The following is a 17,307-nucleotide window of genomic DNA, read 5'->3' on the forward strand; positions in this document are numbered from 1 at the left end:
TTATATTGACATCACGATCATTGCCCCCCTCTTTGAGGGACAGATGGGGCCGGAGCGTGAAGCGAAATTGTGGGATGTTCTCTTCCCGTTTTCGCGGCAAGAGCTTCTGTACCTAGCCGGCTGTCTCCTGCTTACGCCCAAGGAGGCGCAGCAGCTGGGCATACAGAAACCTGAGGCCGCTGAAGAGAAGCCTAGAGAAAAGATATGAGTGTTCCCCGCACACGCGGGGCGGAACCGAATAGATTTAAGGAGCGTTCTTGTGAAGCTGTTTATAGGTCGAAAGCGTCTCTTTTTGGGGTTGATAGCGGTTTTGGGCCTCGCCGCACTTACCGGCTGCGATGCCTTCCCCATCCACTACACGTCGCCCGGCTATGAGAGCGACTATGTGGAGGGCGATAACGGCACAGGCCGCCAGCTTGGCGCAGGCGGTACGGGTGTCGGGCGCATTAGCCAACAAGGTGGCAAGGTTGAGCAGACCGGCACGACCACACAGGTGCTTAGCAGCGGCGATGCCGGCGTGGTTTCAAGCCCCGGCCCCGGCCGCTCCGGTCGCTAATCGTCAACTTCCCTCCAGACCTCTTTGCCGGAGGAGACCACAAGCTAAAAAGCTTTTTTGCTTCCTGCCACTTCAAGCGCGGTCGAAAGAAGGTTTCCCTACTTCTTGGCGGCTTCTAGCTCGCGTTCTACCGGCCGAATAGAAGAGGCGGGCACGGTTGGGGAAAGAGGAGCCGGCTCTAAAAGCATCTCTTTGGTGTATAGAAAGTCGAGACGGTCGTAGTCGGCCAACTCAAAATCTTTGCGTAATACAATGGCCCCTGTGGGGCAAGCATCCTGGCAGTAGCCACAAAAAACGCACCGCAGCATGTTGATCTCATAACGTGCGGCATAGCGCTCTCCGGGAGAATAACGCGCCTCGTCGGTATTATCTGCCGCCTCTACATAGATGCAGCGAGCCGGGCAAGCGCCGGCGCAAAGGCTGCACCCGATGCACTTCTCCAGCCCATCGTCGTAGCGAGTGAGGTAGTGACGCCAGCGCGTTCTCGGATACTGCTCCCGTCGTTCCTCCGGATACTGCACCGTACCACTCGGCTTGAGCTTCAGCTGCTGCTCCACATAGTGACGCAGGGTAATACCCATGCCGATGGCGATGGCTTTGGCGCCTCCTACCGTCTCACCAGCTTGGTTTTTAATGGCTCCAAGGCGTGTTAAGAACCCCATTACCTACTTTCCCTCCCCGAAGTCTCTTTCTGTAGAGGGGTCAACTCGATCAGCTTACCGGCTCCTTGCGCCTTGATCTTCTCTTGAAGCTTTATCACGGCGTAGATAAGGGCATCGGGGCTTGGGGGGCAGCCGGGGACGTACACATCTACCGGAATGATCTGATCTACTCCCTGAATGATCGCATAGTTGTTGTACATGCCGCCCGTGCTGGCACAGGCCCCCATGCTGATGACCCATTTGGGGTTGGGCATCTGCTCGTAGATGGAGCGCAACACCGGCCCCATCTTCGTGGAGACTCTTCCGGCCACAATCATGACATCGGCCTGGCGAGGCGATGCGCGAAACACCTCCGACCCAAAGCGGCTAATGTCGAATCGGGTAGCGGCAGAGGCCATCATCTCAATGGCGCAACAGGCAAGACCGAATGTCAACGGCCACAAGCTGTTGCGTCGCGCCCAGTTCACCAACTCATCGAGCTTGGCAAGCACATAGGGTGTACCCCCCGGTCCGAAGCTCGGAACCGGCGTAGCCGAGTCGTGCAATGCAAGCTCAACCGTCTTGTAGGCCATAACTAACCCCCGCAACCAAATCGTCGAAGCGTTCGCTTGCGCTATCCTTTTTCCGATACGCTCAAGCGCTGCGTTGAGTTCTGCTCATTATACCCGCTTCTAACACCCCCACGTCTAAAGCCTGTGAGGTTCTCGGTTCTCAGCCGATGGCTTGTGCCACAGGGGAGGCGCTGCCTGCGCCCTTCTTCTGGATGTTCAAGGCCGCATTCATGTCGCGATGGGTTTCCCAAACCGCAGTAAGGGCAGGAGTGCCACCGAACCGAGAGTTTCTGGGGACGCTCTCGCCGCAGCCTGAACAGATTTGGGGCGTGTCGAGGGGGCTACTTCCACCACCAACCGACGGCACTCGCAGCCTTTCCCTTCAGCACAGAAAAGCTCGACCTCACAGACGATACAGGCACCCCAGCGGTCTGTCGGCACAAACCTTCAGGGAGCCGGTGGGCTTTCTTCTTTCACACGCCCCCAATTCTGTAAGGCGGAGAGCGGAAAGGCCTTCGCCTGCAAACCGGCGCCTATTTCGGCGCGGTAGGATTGGTGCCCGGACGCGGATTGAAATCGGATGGGATTTCGTTCTTAATCCCCAGCAGATAATCTGTTGGGATGACCCCTATCTGACGTAGACCGTAGCCGCTTAGCTGTGGCAGGGTGCGCACGATGTTCTCAGGAATCTCCACGTAACTCGGTGGAAGCGGAGACGCCTTGCCGGTTAAACGGGCCGGATCAAACGCCGAAAGGAGATCGGTGATGTCGGGCGTGATGTCGTCGAAAGGCCCCATGTTCTGAAGGCCCTTTTGCTCCCCAATGGCGCGGCCCTTCTTCTCATCCGGCAGATCGGCCAAAGGCGTAAGTCCGAATACCGCGTCTACAAACTTCACCACGGAGGCCTGGTCGCCCACTTCATGCACAATGGAGTGCGTGCGGGCAAAGGGCGAGATGAAGATAAGCGGCACGCGTGGCCCGTCCGAAAGCCATTTGCCGTCCGGCCCCACAGCCCGCATCGGCGGCGGCACGTGGTCGTAATCGCCCTCCGAATCGTCCCAGGTGATGATGATCGCGCACTGCTTCCAGTAGGGGCTACGGGCGATATGGTTGATCGCTTCGGCAACCATCGCCTCACTGATCTGGGCGTCCGAATAGCCGGGGTGGTCATCATCGCCGAGAAAGTTCTTCTGAACGTTGGGATCGGGGTCGCCCGGTTTCATCCCAAAGATATTACGATAGCCGCCTTTTACGTAAAATACCCCGCGATCCGGCAGCTTGCGATGGTCAACGGCTTCAAAGAAGTCTTCAAGCCCGTGCAGCGACTTGGCCATCTCCGGATTATTGGCGATGTAACCGAAATACTGCGGGCCGTTATGGTGCGTGACGTAAGAGGCATGAAGCCCGGCGGCGTCGGTGGGGTCGGCATCGTTGGCATCGGTTGGCTCTTTGTCAAAACCCTCCTGAAACCATCCCCAAGGAATGAGGTCTCCGCCGGAGTTGGAAAGAAAACTTACATCGTCAAGCACATCGGCAAGGTCTTTATCGGGATCGCGGTCGTGCTGGGTCACCTCTTTGGCTTGCTTACCCGTCAGCGATAGCGGCAAGGTGGCATAGGTGAGATTCAGTTGAGGAGGATAGCGGAGGTCTTCCGGATTATAGGGCATACGCCCCTCTGTGGTGCTATCCTCACGCGAACCCCAAAACGGATTGGCGTCGTTGAGAACTGGCACGCCGGGGCTATAGCCCCCCTTAAAAGCCTCTTCTGGATGGAGCATCCATTGGGTCAGGCCGCTCTGAGCCCCAATGATAGTGAGATTGCCGGGGGTCGAAGGGCCGGTCATCTGCTGAAAAATATGGTCGAAAAGCACAAAGCGGTTGGCATAACGCCAATAGAAAGGAATCGTGTCGCCATCCACATAGGCCATGGTAAGCTCGCCGAACTGCACCGCCTTCAGCGAGGGATTGCCCTCCCGCGAAATCCTTCGCTCTTCGGTGAGCGCGAAGCGATCCATCTGCGGCTTTCCATCCACAATGTGCATTTTGGAGACAATACCATCGTGCGAATGATCCACATCGTCCGTATCCGCAGCAAACTCGGCCGGCCCAATGCGAAACGGGTGAATGGTGCGCGTTAGCCCGTCTACCCCAACAAGGGGTTGGTAAAAACCAGGTGTCTCCGCCGCCGGATGAGAGAATAGCCCCTCCGCCCCAGGAAAGGTTCCGAAATAGTGGTCGAAAGAGCGGTTTTCCTGATAGAGAATGAAGACATAGCGAATCTTCTTGCGGATAAGTTCTAGCAACTCCTCCCGTGAAAGGGTAGGCTCCTTATCCGCAGGCACCGTATAACGGGCAATGGCGGGGTCGGGTTTCACATCCGCCAGAGGGTTTTGCTGCGGGCGGCAAAAAGCGGGGCTAGCTGCCAAAAGCCCCATACTCACCCCAGCCAAAATAGACCATAACGCTTTTCGTAACACTTTGCTGCACTCCTCCTACCGGGCTTACAAACATAACGGCATTAGTCTACTCCATTTGAGTTTAAGAGCAGATTAAGAGGGAGAATCTGGGCGCAAATTGCCAAAACAGACCCAAAAAGCGGCGAGAAGGAGCAGGGGTGCCACCTGCAAAAGCAGTCGGTCCATGCTGGTGGCGATATGCCAATGAAGGTTGTGCGGGGTGATGAGGTACACCCCCGAGTCGAAGGCCAGCAGCAGAAGCGCCACTAGGGCAAAGAACCGAGCCATCTCTTGTGCACGCTCCCCACGACAAAACAGCCCCACAATAATCCATACACCCAAAAGCCCCCAGGCCGGATACCAAGGGCCGATGTGCAGTAGATGCAACATCCACTCGGAGAGAATAGTGAGCAGGTGGGATAGCGTATGGCTCGTGGCACGTTGCAGTACGCCGGGCACAAAAAGATCGCTGGTTAGATGCCATCTATGCTTCATCGTCGTCCAAGGAAGGTAGGCAAATAGGAGAAAACCTGGCCATAGTACAAGCCCTTGGTGCCTTAAGCGCCGTCGGTCTCATGTGTAATAGAGAAAGGCAAGGAGCATAGCGAGGTCGGCGGCCAAACCCTCATTCTTCGTTAAGGTAAGCCCTGCAAATAGCCATCCGGTAACCCAAAGCGCTCCCGGCTCTCCCAAAAGCGTCAGCGCAACCCCTATTCCTGTTGCGAGGAGATAGGCTGCGAGAGGCACATCCGCAAAGCCGGAAAGCGCCATATGGCCGAAAACGGGCATAGCCAGCAGAAGCGCACACCCCACCACAGCCGGTGCACGCCCCATAAACCGCAAGCAGAAATCGGCAAATAAAACGAGAATATCCACGGTAAAGAGAAGCCCTATGCACTGCGCCCAACGCTCTGAATAGGCGCCTGCATGCGCGCACGTCCACCAGGTTTGTAAGGGTACCAACAGCGGATAGTCGAGATGGGCATAGAAAAAGTGGTTTTGATCGTGCAAAATGCCTAAGGAACCGCCCAGCGTTACAAAGGCTTTCGCCTTAAGCTGCCAAATGGCATAACCATCCCAGTCAATGCCGAGCGCCAGCCCCTGCCAAACCATCACATAAAATGCTATCCCCAGCACGCTCCACGCCATAATGGAAAGCACGCGCTCTTGGGCAAAACGGGAGACAGGCGTTTCTATCCGCCTTGCGGAGGCTTTTTGTTGCCCCTTTAAAAAGATGCGCGCTCCGGCCCAAGAAAGCAGCACTCCGGCTCCAAGCCCTACATAGCCCTCCCAGAGGGCTAAATGTCGTGTTAGAAACGCGATTGGGGAGGCACAACAGGCCAACATGGCCGCTCCCACCAGATGTGACATGCCAAGCTCGCCCCACCAAGTCGCCATCACCCGCGTAGGAGAGACCGCTCTGAGAGCGCACCACCCCATTACCATCAACACCCCTAGGCTCACAAGCCCGAAGAACGCGGAGAGAGAAAGAGAGAAGAGGCTGCGAGGCTTCTGCGAATGGAGGCGAAGACCACGATAGTTTGAAGAAGCATAGAGCGAGGCGCGCTGCGCCCGTCCTATGAGCCGCCAACCGGGCGGAATAGGCTGCGTTTGCGCCGCCTCATAGGCAATGCAAAGCCCATAACGTCGGCTCGCGTTTTGTGGCAGAACATCCCAAAACAGATCGAAGTTGCGCGGCAAGACAAGGTAATGCAGACGATAGTCGAACCAGATGGCGTTAGGGTTGCGATGCGAGAGCAGCAGGACTATGGAACCCGGTTTCGGGTCTAGAGCCTCTATCTGTCGCGCCACCCACTGTGCGGTCAGCTCGTCCGGGTTGCTTTTCCATGCCGCCTCGAGGATGGCCGTGCGTCGCCAGGCGGCTATGGTGTTGATGAAGGCCACCAGTAAAGATGCATAGAGCAACACCGTAATCATTTTCTTACAGTGCGCCTGCAAGGGTCTCTTATGTTCCAACGACCTATCCCTTTATTTAACCGTCGAAAGCCAATCTTTTCATCGGCAGGAACTTAGCACTTCGATGATGAACTCTATTTTAACATCGAACCCTTTCAAAACTGCCAGGAGGAACAGTTATGACCCGTCCCAGACGATGGGAAAAGGTCTGCTTTATGTTTGTGCCGCTTCTGCTTAGCTTTCTCTTCACCACGCTTCCGTGCCAAAAAGGAAGCGCCCGTGTGCGTATGCGCCTAGACGATAACTGGCGCTTTCATTTGGGCGATATACCCCCCAACCTGCAGGGAGTGCCTATTACTCTATGGCATTGGCAGCAAGGCGAAAACGATCCGAAGGATGTCATCACCTACTCAAACCCACAGTTCGACACCTCCAGCTGGAACACGGCCACGCCAGGACAGGATACGTTCCACGGCAGAGTAGGCTACAGCTGGTATCGCACCCTTTTGCCTTCTGTCTCCTACCCCCGCCCCATGCTTCACTTTGAAAGCGTGGACGACAACGCAACGGTCTATCTGAACGGCAAATTCCTTCTTCACCATGAAGGCTGGGACGACCCTTTCGACGTGCCTCTACAGAGCGCATGGCGTCCTAAAGGTCCAAATGTCCTTCTGGTGCTGGTGCAAAACACGGCCGGCGCAGGCGGCATCGGCAACACGCTCCTCATGCCCTACGTCAATCAGGATGCCGCTCGCGGTCCCGCCCTTCCCTCCTACAACGATAGCCAATGGCGCGTGGTTCATCTCCCTCACGATTTCGTGGTTGAGGGCAACTATGATGAACATGCCGATGGCTCCCATGGATTTCTGCCAACCAACGTGGCGTGGTACCGCAAACGCTTCTACATTCCTGCCTCTGCCAAAGGAGAGAGCGTCTGGATTTACTTTGAAGGCATCTACCGAGATAGCCGCTTCTGGCTGAACGGGCATTTTTTGGGGCGACATCAGAGCGGATATATCGGCGTGCGCTACGACATCTCCCCATTTGTGCGCTATGGGGCATGGAACGTGCTTGCCGTGCGCGTGGATGCGCGCAGCGCCGAGGGGTGGTGGTATGAGGGAGGCGGAATCTACCGCCATGTCTGGCTTACCATCGCTAACCCGCTACATATCGTGCCATGGGGAGTGTTCGTCACCTCCAAACTGCCGTCCTCTCATCAAGCCCTGCTTACCATCCAAACGGGTGTTACCAACCAATCCAAACAGGCTCGCTCGGTTCATCTCCTCTCGCTCATCCTCGACGCCGCCGGCAAACCGATAGCGCGTGCTACCTCAACACTTTTTGTTCCTCAAGGGCAGACACGTCGGATTGTTCAAAACATCTCCTTAGTTAACCCGCATCTCTGGTCGCTTGACTCGCCCTATCTCTACACGGCCATAAGTCGCATCGAACAGGGAGATGATGTGCTTGACGAGGTGAAAACCGAGTTCGGCGTGCGCACCATCGAGTTTCGCGCCGATACCGGCTTCTACCTCAACGGCAAGCCCGTTAAGCTCAAGGGAACCTGTAACCACCAAGATTTCGCCGGTGTCGGCATCGCCATGCCCGATAACCTCTTATGGTGGCGCATCGCAAAACTTAAGGAGATGGGGTCGAACGCCTATCGGTGCTCCCATAACCCGCCTTCCGAAGAGCTGCTGACCGCCTGCGACCACCTCGGAATGCTTGTGATGGATGAGAACCGGCACTTAGGGGATGTCTATACGCCCAAAACCCCCCACGGGGCTCCCTACTCGAACCTTTCCGATCTCGCGGCGATGATTCAACGTGACCGAAACCATCCCTCCATCATTATGTGGTCTATGTGCAACGAGGAGCCACTACAAGGGACGGAGGAGGGAGCACGCATCTTTGCCGCGATGAAGAAAGTGGTTCTCGCGCTCGATCCAACGCGCCCGGTGACCTGCGCGATGAACGGGGATTGGGGCAAAGGCATCTCGAATGTGGAAGACCTCCAAGGCGGAAACTATAATCCCGGCGGGTACGATTGGTTTCACCAGCATTTTCCCGATAAGCCCTTCTTTTCCAGTGAGGCGGGCAGCACCGTATCCGATCGGGGCATCTATGAAAACGACCCTCAAAAGGGGTATGTAAGCGCCTATGACCTCAATGCCCCCCCTTGGGCACAAACCGCCGAAGATGCCTGGCGTCCGGTGGCCGAAAGGCCCTTCGTCGCCGGATGCTTTATATGGACGGGCTTTGACTATAGTGGGGAACCAACTCCCTATTGGTGGCCCTGCGTGAACTCGCACTTCGGCATCATGGATATGTGCGGCTTTCCAAAAGATAACTACTATTACTACAAAGCGTGGTGGGGAGATAAACCCATCGTCCATATCCTTCCTCACTGGAACTGGCAGGGACAGGAGGGGAAACCGATCTCGGTTTGGTGCTATAGCAATGCCGACGCAGTGGAGCTGTTTCTCAACGGGCAGAGTTTAGGCAAGAAACCCATGCCGAAATGGGGCCATGTGGAATGGAGTGTGCCCTATCGCCCCGGCACGTTAGAGGCGAAAGCCTACGATGCCTCTGGCCAAATCGTAGCGACCGACATCGTCGAAACAACCGGCCCCGCCGCGGCCCTGCGGCTTCTACCAAGCACAACCACACTCCCCGCCGACGGCGAGGAGGTGGCGCTCATTGAGGTAGATGTGGTGGATTCTCAAGGGCGCACAGTTCCCACTGCCGACAATTTGGTTCATTTCCAAGTGACGGGTGCCGGAACCATTGCCGGTGTTGGGAACGGCGATCCGAGCTGCCATCAGCCCAACATCGCCGACTACCGCAGCGCCTTCAACGGGAAGTGCATGCTTCTGGTAAGAGCTGGAGAACATGCAGGCCTCATCCATGTGCAGGCCTCAGCCGATGGACTTACACCGGCCGAACTCACCATAACCACCACCCCCTCGGCGATGAAATAGGTGTAAGGGTAGGCCTCGTGTCTACTTTTCTCTGTAGAAAGCAAAGGCAACCAAGAAAGGAGCGAACAGAAGATGCGGTTGTGGTACAAGCAGCCTGCGCGCGCCTGGGAAGAGGCGCTACCGCTAGGCAATGGGCGTTTGGGCGCGATGGTGTTTGGCGGATGGCCTACCGAGCGACTGCAATTGAATGAAGACACCCTCTGGTCGGGTGCCCCACGCGATTGGAATAACCCGCAGGCGCGTGAGGTGCTTCCTGAGGCGCGCCGTGCCCTGCTGGCCGAAAACTATCACGAGGGGGATGCGCTCTGCCAGAAGATGCAAGGCCCCTACAACGAGTCTTACCAGCCTCTCGGCGATCTCTATCTGGACTTCGAGCCGGGGCAGGCACCGCCCGAAGACTATGTGCGAGACCTAAACTTAGACACGGCGATTGCCACCGTTCGCTACCGGCTTGGTGCCACCCAATTTACGCGCGAGGTCTTCGTTTCTCATCCTGCCCAAGTCATCGTGATGCGTCTGGCCTGCGATTCGCCCGGAGGCCTTACCTTCACGGTGCGTCCCACCAGCCCGCATCCCTCAACGCTCGAAGTCGTCTCCGCCGATACCCTTCTGCTGCAGGGGCGCTGCCCGGCACATATCGCTCCAAACTACCTCAACGCGCCGAATCCGGTTATCTACTCCGACACCCCGGACGGGCCGGGCATGCGTTTCGCCCTCTATGTGCACGCGAAGGCAAAGGGCGGGCATCTCCAAGCTGCCGCCAACGGGCTCCAGGTGGAGGGGGCAGAGGAGGTCGTGCTCATTCTATCGGCCGGTTCGAGCTTTAATGGTTTTCGTAACCCGCCAAGCACCGATGTCAAAAGCGCCATCGCCCGCGCCCATGCCCCCCTAGCCAAAGCCCAAGGACGCACCTACGAGGCGCTTAAGGAGGAACATGTTCGCGATCACCAAAGCCTGTTTCACCGCGTAAGTCTCGATCTAGGCTCTTCTGAAGGGGAAATGTTGCCCACCGATGAGCGACTTGTGCAGAGCAAACACCGCCCCGACCCGGGTTTGGCGGCGCTGCTTTTCCAATACGGCCGCTACCTGCTCATCGCCTGCTCACGCCCCGGAACGCAACCGGCGAACCTGCAAGGCATCTGGAACCACGAACTGCGCCCGCCTTGGAGTTCCAACTACACGCTGAACATCAATGCCGAAATGAACTACTGGCCGGCGGAAAGCTGCAACCTTTCGGAATGCGCCGAACCGCTCTTTACGTTCATTCGTGAGCTTTCCGAAAATGGACAGAAGACGGCTCGCATCAACTACGGAGCGCGCGGATGGACGGCCCACCATAACGCCGATCTCTGGCGGCAAACGGCTCCCGTTGGAGAGGGGCGAGGCGACCCCGTGTGGGCGAACTGGCCCATGGGAGGCGCCTGGCTCTGCCGGCATCTTTGGGAGCACTTTCTCTATACCCATAATGTCCACTTCTTACGTGAGTTCGCCTATCCCCTCATGAAGGGAGCAGCAGAGTTCTGCCTCGACTGGCTCATCGAAGATGGTAAAGGGCACCTCGTAACGGCTCCCTCCGTCTCGCCAGAGCTGCGCTTCATTGCGCCCGACGGACAGTCGGCCGCTTCTAGCGTCGCCACTACCATGGATATGGCCATTATTCGCGAGCTGTTCGGCCACTGCATCGAGGCGGCCGAGGTGCTTAAAACCGATCCGGAGTTTGTCGCACAGTTGCGCAGCGCACGGGCACGACTTTTGCCTTATCAGATCGGATCGCAGGGGCAGATTCAAGAGTGGTACAAAGATTTCCCGCCGACCGACCCTCACCATCGCCACATGTCGCCTCTCTATGGGCTATTTCCCGGCAATGAGATAACCCCCGATGGAACACCGGAACTGGCCCGGGCGGCTCGCCGCTTTATGGAGATACGCGGTGACGCCGGCACCGGCTGGTCGCTGGCGTGGAAAATTAACCTTTGGGCCCGCCTGCGGGATGGCGACCACGCGCATAAATTGGTGAACGATCTGCTTACCCCGGTGGATGTAACCGGCATACAGGTGCACGGTGGCGGGGTCTATTTAAACCTGTTCGATGCGCACCCGCCTTTCCAAATAGACGGCAACTTTGGGTTTACCTCCGGCGTGGCCGAGATGCTCCTGCAGAGCCATGAAGGCTACATCGCGCTGTTGCCGGCGCTACCTACCGCTTGGCCTAAGGGTTCAGCTCGTGGGCTTCGCGCTCGCGGCGGTTTCGAGGTGGACATCACCTGGAATCAAGGCACCATGACGGAGGCGAAAGTGCGCGCGCTGCGCTCGGCTCCATGCCATATACGAGCTGCAGCAAGAATGGCCGTCCTTCATAAGAGCAAACGGCTAACACAGAGCGATGAGGAGGTGCGTTTCGAGGCGCAAGCCGGTGAGGAGTACACGATCTCTGTGATCTCCTAGTTCGCGTCCGAATCTGCCGGCAACAACAACGTGCTACCCAAAAGCACACCCACAAGCGCCCCACCTGCCATGCTCGATGTGGCTAAAACGGGGTTAAAACAGCCCACAACGATCGTTGCAGCCCACATCGCCTGCAGGGTAATGTGGTATAGTGAGCGTCCTTTGATAGCTCTTACTATAAGATAAACGGCCAGCAAAAAGAGCACGCCCCCTATCACGCCGAACTGCTCTAGCCACTGCAGTAACAGATTCTCAGGGTCGTACGCCACATAGTCTACAATGTTATCCTCAGTAGCCAAAGAGATGTAGCCCAAGCCGGCTCCAAAAAGCCAGTGCTTCACAAAGACGTGGAAACCGTGGCGCCACAGGCGCAGATGGCCTAGAGAGGAGCGATCGGTCGAAACTCGATTAATATGCCCCCACAACCGCATCCCGTTGATGAGCAGAATTGCTCCTAAGGAGGCCGTTATCCCGCCCCAAAACCAAGCCGATCTCAACGGGCTTTGCCTACGCTGTTCTGTGACCTTCCACAACATCCAAACGGTTGCGACAGCGAGGCCCAGCGCCGCGGCACGGCTGCCGGAGAGCGCCATCAGCCCCATTAGCCCGAAAAAACAGAGACCGCTCAGCGCTCGCTGCCAAAGCGGCCTCGGCTCCCGCAAGAACAGGTAGGTTATCGGCAACGCCGCCGCGGACAGCAACCCTAGCGTGTTCGGCGCGTCGAATGTGCCTCCGGCACGCCGAACCGTTCCCGAAACCACAATATGCTTGGCATGAAGGTAGGCAGTAAAGGCATAGCCCCCCTGAAGCAACACCAAAACAAGCAACAGAGCGAGCGCATACCGCAAACGGCCACAAAGGCGCGTTGCCAACAGCCCAGCTCCAATAGGTGCTAAGAGGTAAAGACAGCAACGCAGCGCGCCCAAGCGCAAAGGCGGGTAGAAGCAGTAGAGAATGTGCACCGCAAAGAGGCCCCCTAGTAGCAGCCAAAGCCTCTGCGCGTTCGCATCCGCTCGGCTCACTCTTTCGTAGGACAGCCAAACCAGAGCGATGATCGGCAAAAGCAAGACCTCCTGTCCCAAAGTGAAATAGATGCCATCCTGTTCTAGGAAATCGTAGGTCTGAAGGGGCAGCAGGCGGCCAAGGAAGGTGTCGGGCAGGAGGAAGAAGGCTAACACAATAACAGCCAGGCCGATGCGTAACGGCCAAATGACAGAGGCCGAAAGGCGCTTCATGGCCAACGATGATGTCGCGAGCGTCATTGTTTTTCCTTAACGAGAATCACGCCATCCCATCGGCGCTGCAAGTATCCATAACTCCAGTTGGATATATAGTAACGTCCCGGCCCTACGGGGTCGGCAACGGTTACTCCGGAATCGGTATATCCAATCAACGCGATGAAGTGGTTGCAATCTACATGAAGAATACCCAAAACCCTCCTTCTTTTCAAAGCCCAAACGGTCATCGCATAACCGGTCAGGCGGACTCGATAGTGGGCAGCAACACTTTGCAGCGTTGCCATATCACAGACTCCGCGCTCACTCTTAGGGAAAAGAGACGTGTAAACTCTGTCTTCACAGTGGCAGAAGAGCGGCACAGGGCGTCGGCTAAAACGTTTGTATTCGTGGTTCTCAAGCGTATCGCCATCTCAACCAACTCCTTCAAAGCAGGTGTTAACGGATTATCTCTTTTTGTTTCGTTGCTTGTGTGCCTATCTTTCCCTTGCTTAGACACCTCTTTGTTTTCGCCTCCATCCAATAAAAATGCCGGAAAGAATCAGCACCAGAGCGGTAAGGCTGCTGATAAATAGCCAAGCAAAGAGGTAGTGTCGCTCATTGGCCTGAACCGATCGAGGGTCGAGTACCCATCCTTTATCGGTAACATGATAGGTCAGATGCTTATCCACATCATACACGTCGGAGCCAACCGGCAATTTAGGCGTGAATAGACTATCAGGAACATCGAAGGAATAGCGAATGTCCTTGAACTCTTCAACATCCGTTACCTCCGGCGTACTGCCGTGTTTTGCTTCTAGATGCACTATCTTACATTTAGTAGGTAACCAAACACCGTTGAGCAGCATAGCTTGCTCGCAAACCGCACGAGTCTCTGTTGTTACATCACCTCCGCTTCCTCTCATGCTGCTGCGTACGGCGATATAACTGTATTTGGGCGCAATCCAAAACTGGTAATGAAGCGCGTGGATTTTGTCATCTCCATCAAGTATATACAACTGACCGAATTGGTTATCATAGATCATTTTTGACACATGAAATGGAAACTCAGAAACCGTGTCGGCGTTCCAGCCCACTTCAAACGTATAGCTGCAGTCTAAGGGGGAGGCCCAGGTAGCAGCTTGTGACCTATTCTTCAATGTATCCGTCAATTTGGAGGTTGTGCTTAGTCTCGATATCGAATTTTGCTGCTTTCCATCGTATATTTCCGTATCCTCTTCTTGTGCTGAGTCTTGGAGCGGCAAAAAATGGCAATATACTTTATTCCCTTTGTAAGCAACTTCAATCTGATCTGTAACTACCGGAGGTTGGAGTGGAATATGAAGAGGTGCATTCTGCAAAGGGCCTAAATCGCTGGGGTTCACACTAGGCTGCCCAGAATCCATCGTTCGAGTCACTTTGATACATGTCACGCGTATTGGCGGAAACTGCTTTTTGGCCTGAATTAAAGCTTGCCGAATATCTCGTACACTTAGCGCTTTCTGAGGCATCGGAGATGGTCCGCCATTTTGGGCGCGTGTAGGAAGATAGAGTGCGGTAATCAAAAAAACACTAATCATCGCCACAGTGGTGCGGAACATCTCCTGCCTCCTTCAAAGCAGTGAAAGCATTAGGCCTCCACCTCGCTTAGACACCTCTTTGTTTTCGCCTCCATCCAATAAAAATGCCGGAAAGAATCAGCACCAGGGCGGTAAGGATGCCGATAAATAGCCAAGCAAAAAGGTAGTGTGGAACCGATTGCACCATTTCGGTACGTGGATCATTGTATCTTATACCGCCAGGCCCTATCACATAGCGAGCATGCCTGTCTAGATCAAAGACAATAGAGCCTTCAGGCAGGTGGACTTCAAAGAGACTATCGGGCACATTGTTGAGTTCGTACTGGGCATCGGTCATCGCCTGTTCTCCATAAGCCACTTGTCTCCCTCTTTGACTGCCGTATTTTATAACCCTGCAGATCGTGGGAAGCCAAACACCCTCGATGGGTTTAAAGTCGCTACATACCACGCGAATTCGCTCTCTTCCCTGAATAACAGTGCTCGCCCGAACGGCTGCCCAACCGTAGTTAGGGGCAAGCCATAAAAGATGAGTAAAACCCTGAGGCGTCTTACAGCTAATTTCGTAGAGTGTGCCGGCTACGGGATCGGACAGCACGGTAAGAATACGGCCGTTTTCCTTGTGTAGTGTGTCGGCCAACCAATCTCCAAAAGGGCGATAGGCACATGTAAAGGGCGAACCAGGCAATACATAACTATTAGAGACCTCGTCATAGATCGGCTGTCTCTTACTTTGGACTTCAAGCTGATGAAACCTTTGCCCGTCATAAACTTCGATATTCTTTTCTGACACTCCATCTTGTGGCTCTTGGAGAAGGTAGAACTTCTTACCCTTCTCAGCCCACGTTCTAGACTCAATAACTTTTGCAACAATGACATTGTTGCCTGCGCTCTTTACCAGGGCGTCGAAGGCAGGAGTACTGGACTGTCGGTACTTATAGCTTACTTGAACCGACTGTATACGCTGTTGGACTTGTTGGCAAGCGTTCTCGATTTGCTCAATTGAAATCGGTTGGGAGCGATTCACGGTTTGGCCTAAGGCTATCCCCGTTGCAAACTCTAACAATAGGCCGATACATGCGCTTAGGAAAAGATGAAATGCTATCATTTCGGAATCCTTTCAGAAAGGAGTGCATAGGATACGAGGGGAGCAACCGAGTCGCCCCCTAAAGGACACAACAGTGTTGCAAACACAACGCTGTTGCCCACATACTTCTAGCGCTACGCAGGGTTGCAAGCGCTTTTGAAGAGAGCATGTGGGTAACAAACACATGCGCCTGTGGGTCGGTTGTACCAACCCCATAGAGGCCAATCGTCAGCCCTATCACCGGATGTTTTTCATTTGACCTTTGCTTAGACACCTCTTTGTTTTCGCCTCCATCCAATAAAAATGCCGGAAAGGATCAGCACAAGAGCGGTAAGGCTGCTGATAAATAGGCAAGCGAAGAGGTAGTGCCATGATTGGACATGTCCAAAACGGGCGTCGGGAAGAGTCCCACTCGGCGTGATGTGCCACATCTGTTGTTTGTTTTCATCATACCGTATAGAACCTACAGGCAGTTGAGGTGAAAAGAGGCTATCCGGGACGTCATTGAAGGAGTATGTTATATTCTTGAATTCCCAAAGAAAAGACGCCTCCAGCTTTCCATGCTTTAGGGCTCCTTCGAGCATTGAGCACCTCGTGGGTACGCATTGACCAGCTGTCCGCTCTGCTTTGGTGCAGGAGTAGACGACTTCGATAGACGGATGCGATAAGATTTGATCCTCTACTCTAACCGCCATATAGTTCCATCCGGGTGCGAGCCAGCAGCGCACAAGCTCCTGAGACGGCTCTATCTTCCCCTCTATCTCATACAGCATGCCGAACTCTGGATCATGAGTCGTCTGCACTAGTCGAAACGGGTAGCGCTGTACCAACATGCCGATCTACTCCCCATCAAGGCGATAACAACCGAGAGGAGAGGGCACTTCGCTCTTTTGTTGCTGGTACACGATATGATCGTAGTATGCCACGTGTGTCTTTGTCTGAATTGGGGAGAGCATGTGGCGCTGCCCGTTTTTGAAAATCTCATAGTCCTCCATCCCACTATTGCCTTGTGGAAACACGTGAAAGTAGACCATTCCGTTTTTTGTGGCCCAGTCCACATGGGACATGCTCTCGGTTTTGCCTGTTCGGGGAGAGAGGGTGATCCAATCGTACTGCACCCGCAACTGTTTAAGACTCTGTATCTGAGCCAGTAATCCCGCCTTAATCTGATCCAAAGAGAGGCTGTCGGAAGAAGGCTGCGCAAAGACGATACCTGTCTGGACAAGGAGAGCCAGGCCTAAGAAAAGCGCGCGAAGCAAGCGTAAAAGCGTTGAGTGCATTTTGCTTTCTCCTAAAGACTCTCGCTAGCGAGGCAGATGCCGTGCTTGCCTCGCTAGCTAAAGGAAGTAGTTAGGCTGATCCACACATTTTTCATTGCATCCATCTCTTCGCATAGCACACCGACAGGAAAGGCGATGAGGAAACTGCGGATATTCTCTTGCGCTCGTTTGCTCATCTTTTACTTCCTTTATTCCTACTTGCATCAAGTATAACAAGAGTTTTTATCCGAGTCAAGGCTTACAATATACCCTACGGATACATTTTAGTCTCCTCTTTATGAAGTTTCTGTTAAGGAGGGCTACATACCTCTGGCGCCTCTAAAATAAAAAAACCCTCTGCTATGGCAGAGGGTATCTACACACCAAACAGTTGGCTTTACTTATCGCCTTCTGCTGCGTTCTCGATGGCGGCCTGGGCGGCGGCCAAACGCGCAATGGGCACACGGAACGGCGAGCAGGAGACGTAGTCCAGCCCAATACGATGACAGAACTTCACGCTATCGGGGTCGCCGCCATGCTCTCCGCAGATTCCTAACTTGATGTCCGGCCTCACCCGTTTGGCCGATTCGGTGGCCATGCGC

18 protein-coding genes are annotated in these 17,307 nt (G+C 55.0%); 4 read left to right on the forward strand and 14 right to left on the reverse strand.

Annotated elements, in window-relative coordinates; translation table 11 throughout:
• On the forward strand, positions 1-208 hold a 208-nt coding region (locus tag VKV18_RS14960; protein ID WP_324204984.1), incomplete at its 5' end, for a hypothetical protein.
• A 51-nt stretch (positions 209-259) separates the two neighbouring features.
• Positions 260-556, forward strand: a complete 297-nt coding sequence (locus VKV18_RS14965; RefSeq protein ID WP_324204985.1) for a hypothetical protein — start codon at positions 260-262, stop codon at positions 554-556.
• A gap of 98 nt (positions 557-654) precedes the next feature.
• Here VKV18_RS14965 and nuoI read toward each other — a convergent pair whose 3' ends face one another.
• The 6 genes from nuoI to VKV18_RS14995 all read right to left on the reverse strand — a co-directional run bounded on the left by nuoI (position 655) and on the right by VKV18_RS14995 (position 6,163).
• The gene (gene nuoI / locus VKV18_RS14970; RefSeq protein WP_324204986.1) at positions 655-1,218 is read right to left on the reverse strand and encodes an NADH-quinone oxidoreductase subunit NuoI; all 564 of its coding nucleotides are present in this window, start codon (positions 1,216-1,218) and stop codon (positions 655-657) included.
• Positions 1,218-1,790: an NADH-quinone oxidoreductase subunit B family protein gene (locus VKV18_RS14975; RefSeq protein ID WP_324204987.1), complete on the reverse strand. Its 573-nt coding sequence runs from the start codon at positions 1,788-1,790 to the stop codon at positions 1,218-1,220. The genes nuoI and VKV18_RS14975 overlap by 1 nt, the downstream gene beginning before the upstream one ends.
• Positions 1,791-1,929: 139 nt before the next feature.
• Positions 1,930-2,136 carry a hypothetical protein gene (locus tag VKV18_RS14980; protein WP_324204988.1) on the reverse strand — a complete coding sequence of 69 codons (207 nt, stop codon included), beginning with the start codon at positions 2,134-2,136 and terminating at the stop codon, positions 1,930-1,932.
• Between the two features lie 166 nt (positions 2,137-2,302).
• Entirely contained in the window at positions 2,303-4,246 is a 1,944-nt protein-coding gene (locus VKV18_RS14985) for a phospholipase C (RefSeq protein WP_324204989.1), read from the reverse strand.
• 72 nt (positions 4,247-4,318) lie between these two features.
• Complete coding sequence (locus VKV18_RS14990) at positions 4,319-4,720, reverse strand: hypothetical protein (RefSeq protein ID WP_324204990.1); 402 nt, start codon at positions 4,718-4,720, stop codon at positions 4,319-4,321.
• Positions 4,721-4,798: 78 nt separating this feature from the next.
• Positions 4,799-6,163, reverse strand: coding sequence for a hypothetical protein (locus VKV18_RS14995; protein ID WP_324204991.1), 1,365 nt, complete (start codon positions 6,161-6,163; stop codon positions 4,799-4,801).
• 158 nt (positions 6,164-6,321) lie between these two features.
• On the opposite strand from VKV18_RS14995, the gene galA reads away from it, so the two are divergent.
• Together galA and VKV18_RS15005 are read left to right on the forward strand one after the other, a co-directional pair.
• Positions 6,322-9,123 (forward strand): beta-galactosidase GalA, encoded by a 2,802-nt coding sequence (gene galA / locus VKV18_RS15000; protein ID WP_324204992.1) that lies wholly within the window; start codon positions 6,322-6,324, stop codon positions 9,121-9,123.
• Between the two features lie 72 nt (positions 9,124-9,195).
• Positions 9,196-11,568 carry a glycoside hydrolase family 95 protein gene (locus VKV18_RS15005; protein ID WP_324204993.1) on the forward strand — a complete coding sequence of 791 codons (2,373 nt, stop codon included), beginning with the start codon at positions 9,196-9,198 and terminating at the stop codon, positions 11,566-11,568.
• Here VKV18_RS15005 and VKV18_RS15010 read toward each other — a convergent pair.
• The 8 genes from VKV18_RS15010 to VKV18_RS15045 form a co-directional block, all read right to left on the reverse strand.
• A complete protein-coding gene (locus VKV18_RS15010) occupies positions 11,565-12,830 on the reverse strand; it encodes an O-antigen ligase family protein (protein WP_324204994.1) in 1,266 nt (421 codons plus the stop codon). The two genes, VKV18_RS15005 and VKV18_RS15010, sit on opposite strands and share 4 nt — an antisense overlap.
• Positions 12,827-13,090 (reverse strand): cysteine peptidase family C39 domain-containing protein, encoded by a 264-nt coding sequence (locus VKV18_RS15015; protein ID WP_324204995.1) that lies wholly within the window; start codon positions 13,088-13,090, stop codon positions 12,827-12,829. Before VKV18_RS15015 ends, VKV18_RS15010 begins: the two co-directional genes overlap by 4 nt.
• A 204-nt stretch (positions 13,091-13,294) precedes the next feature.
• A complete protein-coding gene (locus VKV18_RS15020) occupies positions 13,295-14,383 on the reverse strand; it encodes a hypothetical protein (protein WP_324204996.1) in 1,089 nt (362 codons plus the stop codon).
• Between the two features lie 46 nt (positions 14,384-14,429).
• Entirely contained in the window at positions 14,430-15,467 is a 1,038-nt protein-coding gene (locus VKV18_RS15025; RefSeq protein ID WP_324204997.1) for a hypothetical protein, read from the reverse strand.
• 245 nt (positions 15,468-15,712) lie between these two features.
• Complete coding sequence (locus tag VKV18_RS15030) at positions 15,713-16,279, reverse strand: hypothetical protein (RefSeq protein WP_324204998.1); 567 nt, start codon at positions 16,277-16,279, stop codon at positions 15,713-15,715.
• 6 nt (positions 16,280-16,285) lie between these two features.
• Positions 16,286-16,726 carry a hypothetical protein gene (locus VKV18_RS15035; RefSeq protein WP_324204999.1) on the reverse strand — a complete coding sequence of 147 codons (441 nt, stop codon included), beginning with the start codon at positions 16,724-16,726 and terminating at the stop codon, positions 16,286-16,288.
• Positions 16,727-16,779: 53 nt separating this feature from the next.
• The gene (locus VKV18_RS15040; protein WP_324205000.1) at positions 16,780-16,902 is read right to left on the reverse strand and encodes a hypothetical protein; all 123 of its coding nucleotides are present in this window, start codon (positions 16,900-16,902) and stop codon (positions 16,780-16,782) included.
• 200 nt (positions 16,903-17,102) lie between these two features.
• The coding region (locus VKV18_RS15045) for a putative PEP-binding protein (protein WP_324202082.1) at positions 17,103-17,307 on the reverse strand (205 nt) is incomplete at its 5' end.

The organism is Chthonomonas sp., assembly GCF_035294505.1.
In the GTDB taxonomy this organism is placed as follows: domain Bacteria; phylum Armatimonadota; class Chthonomonadetes; order Chthonomonadales; family Chthonomonadaceae; genus Chthonomonas.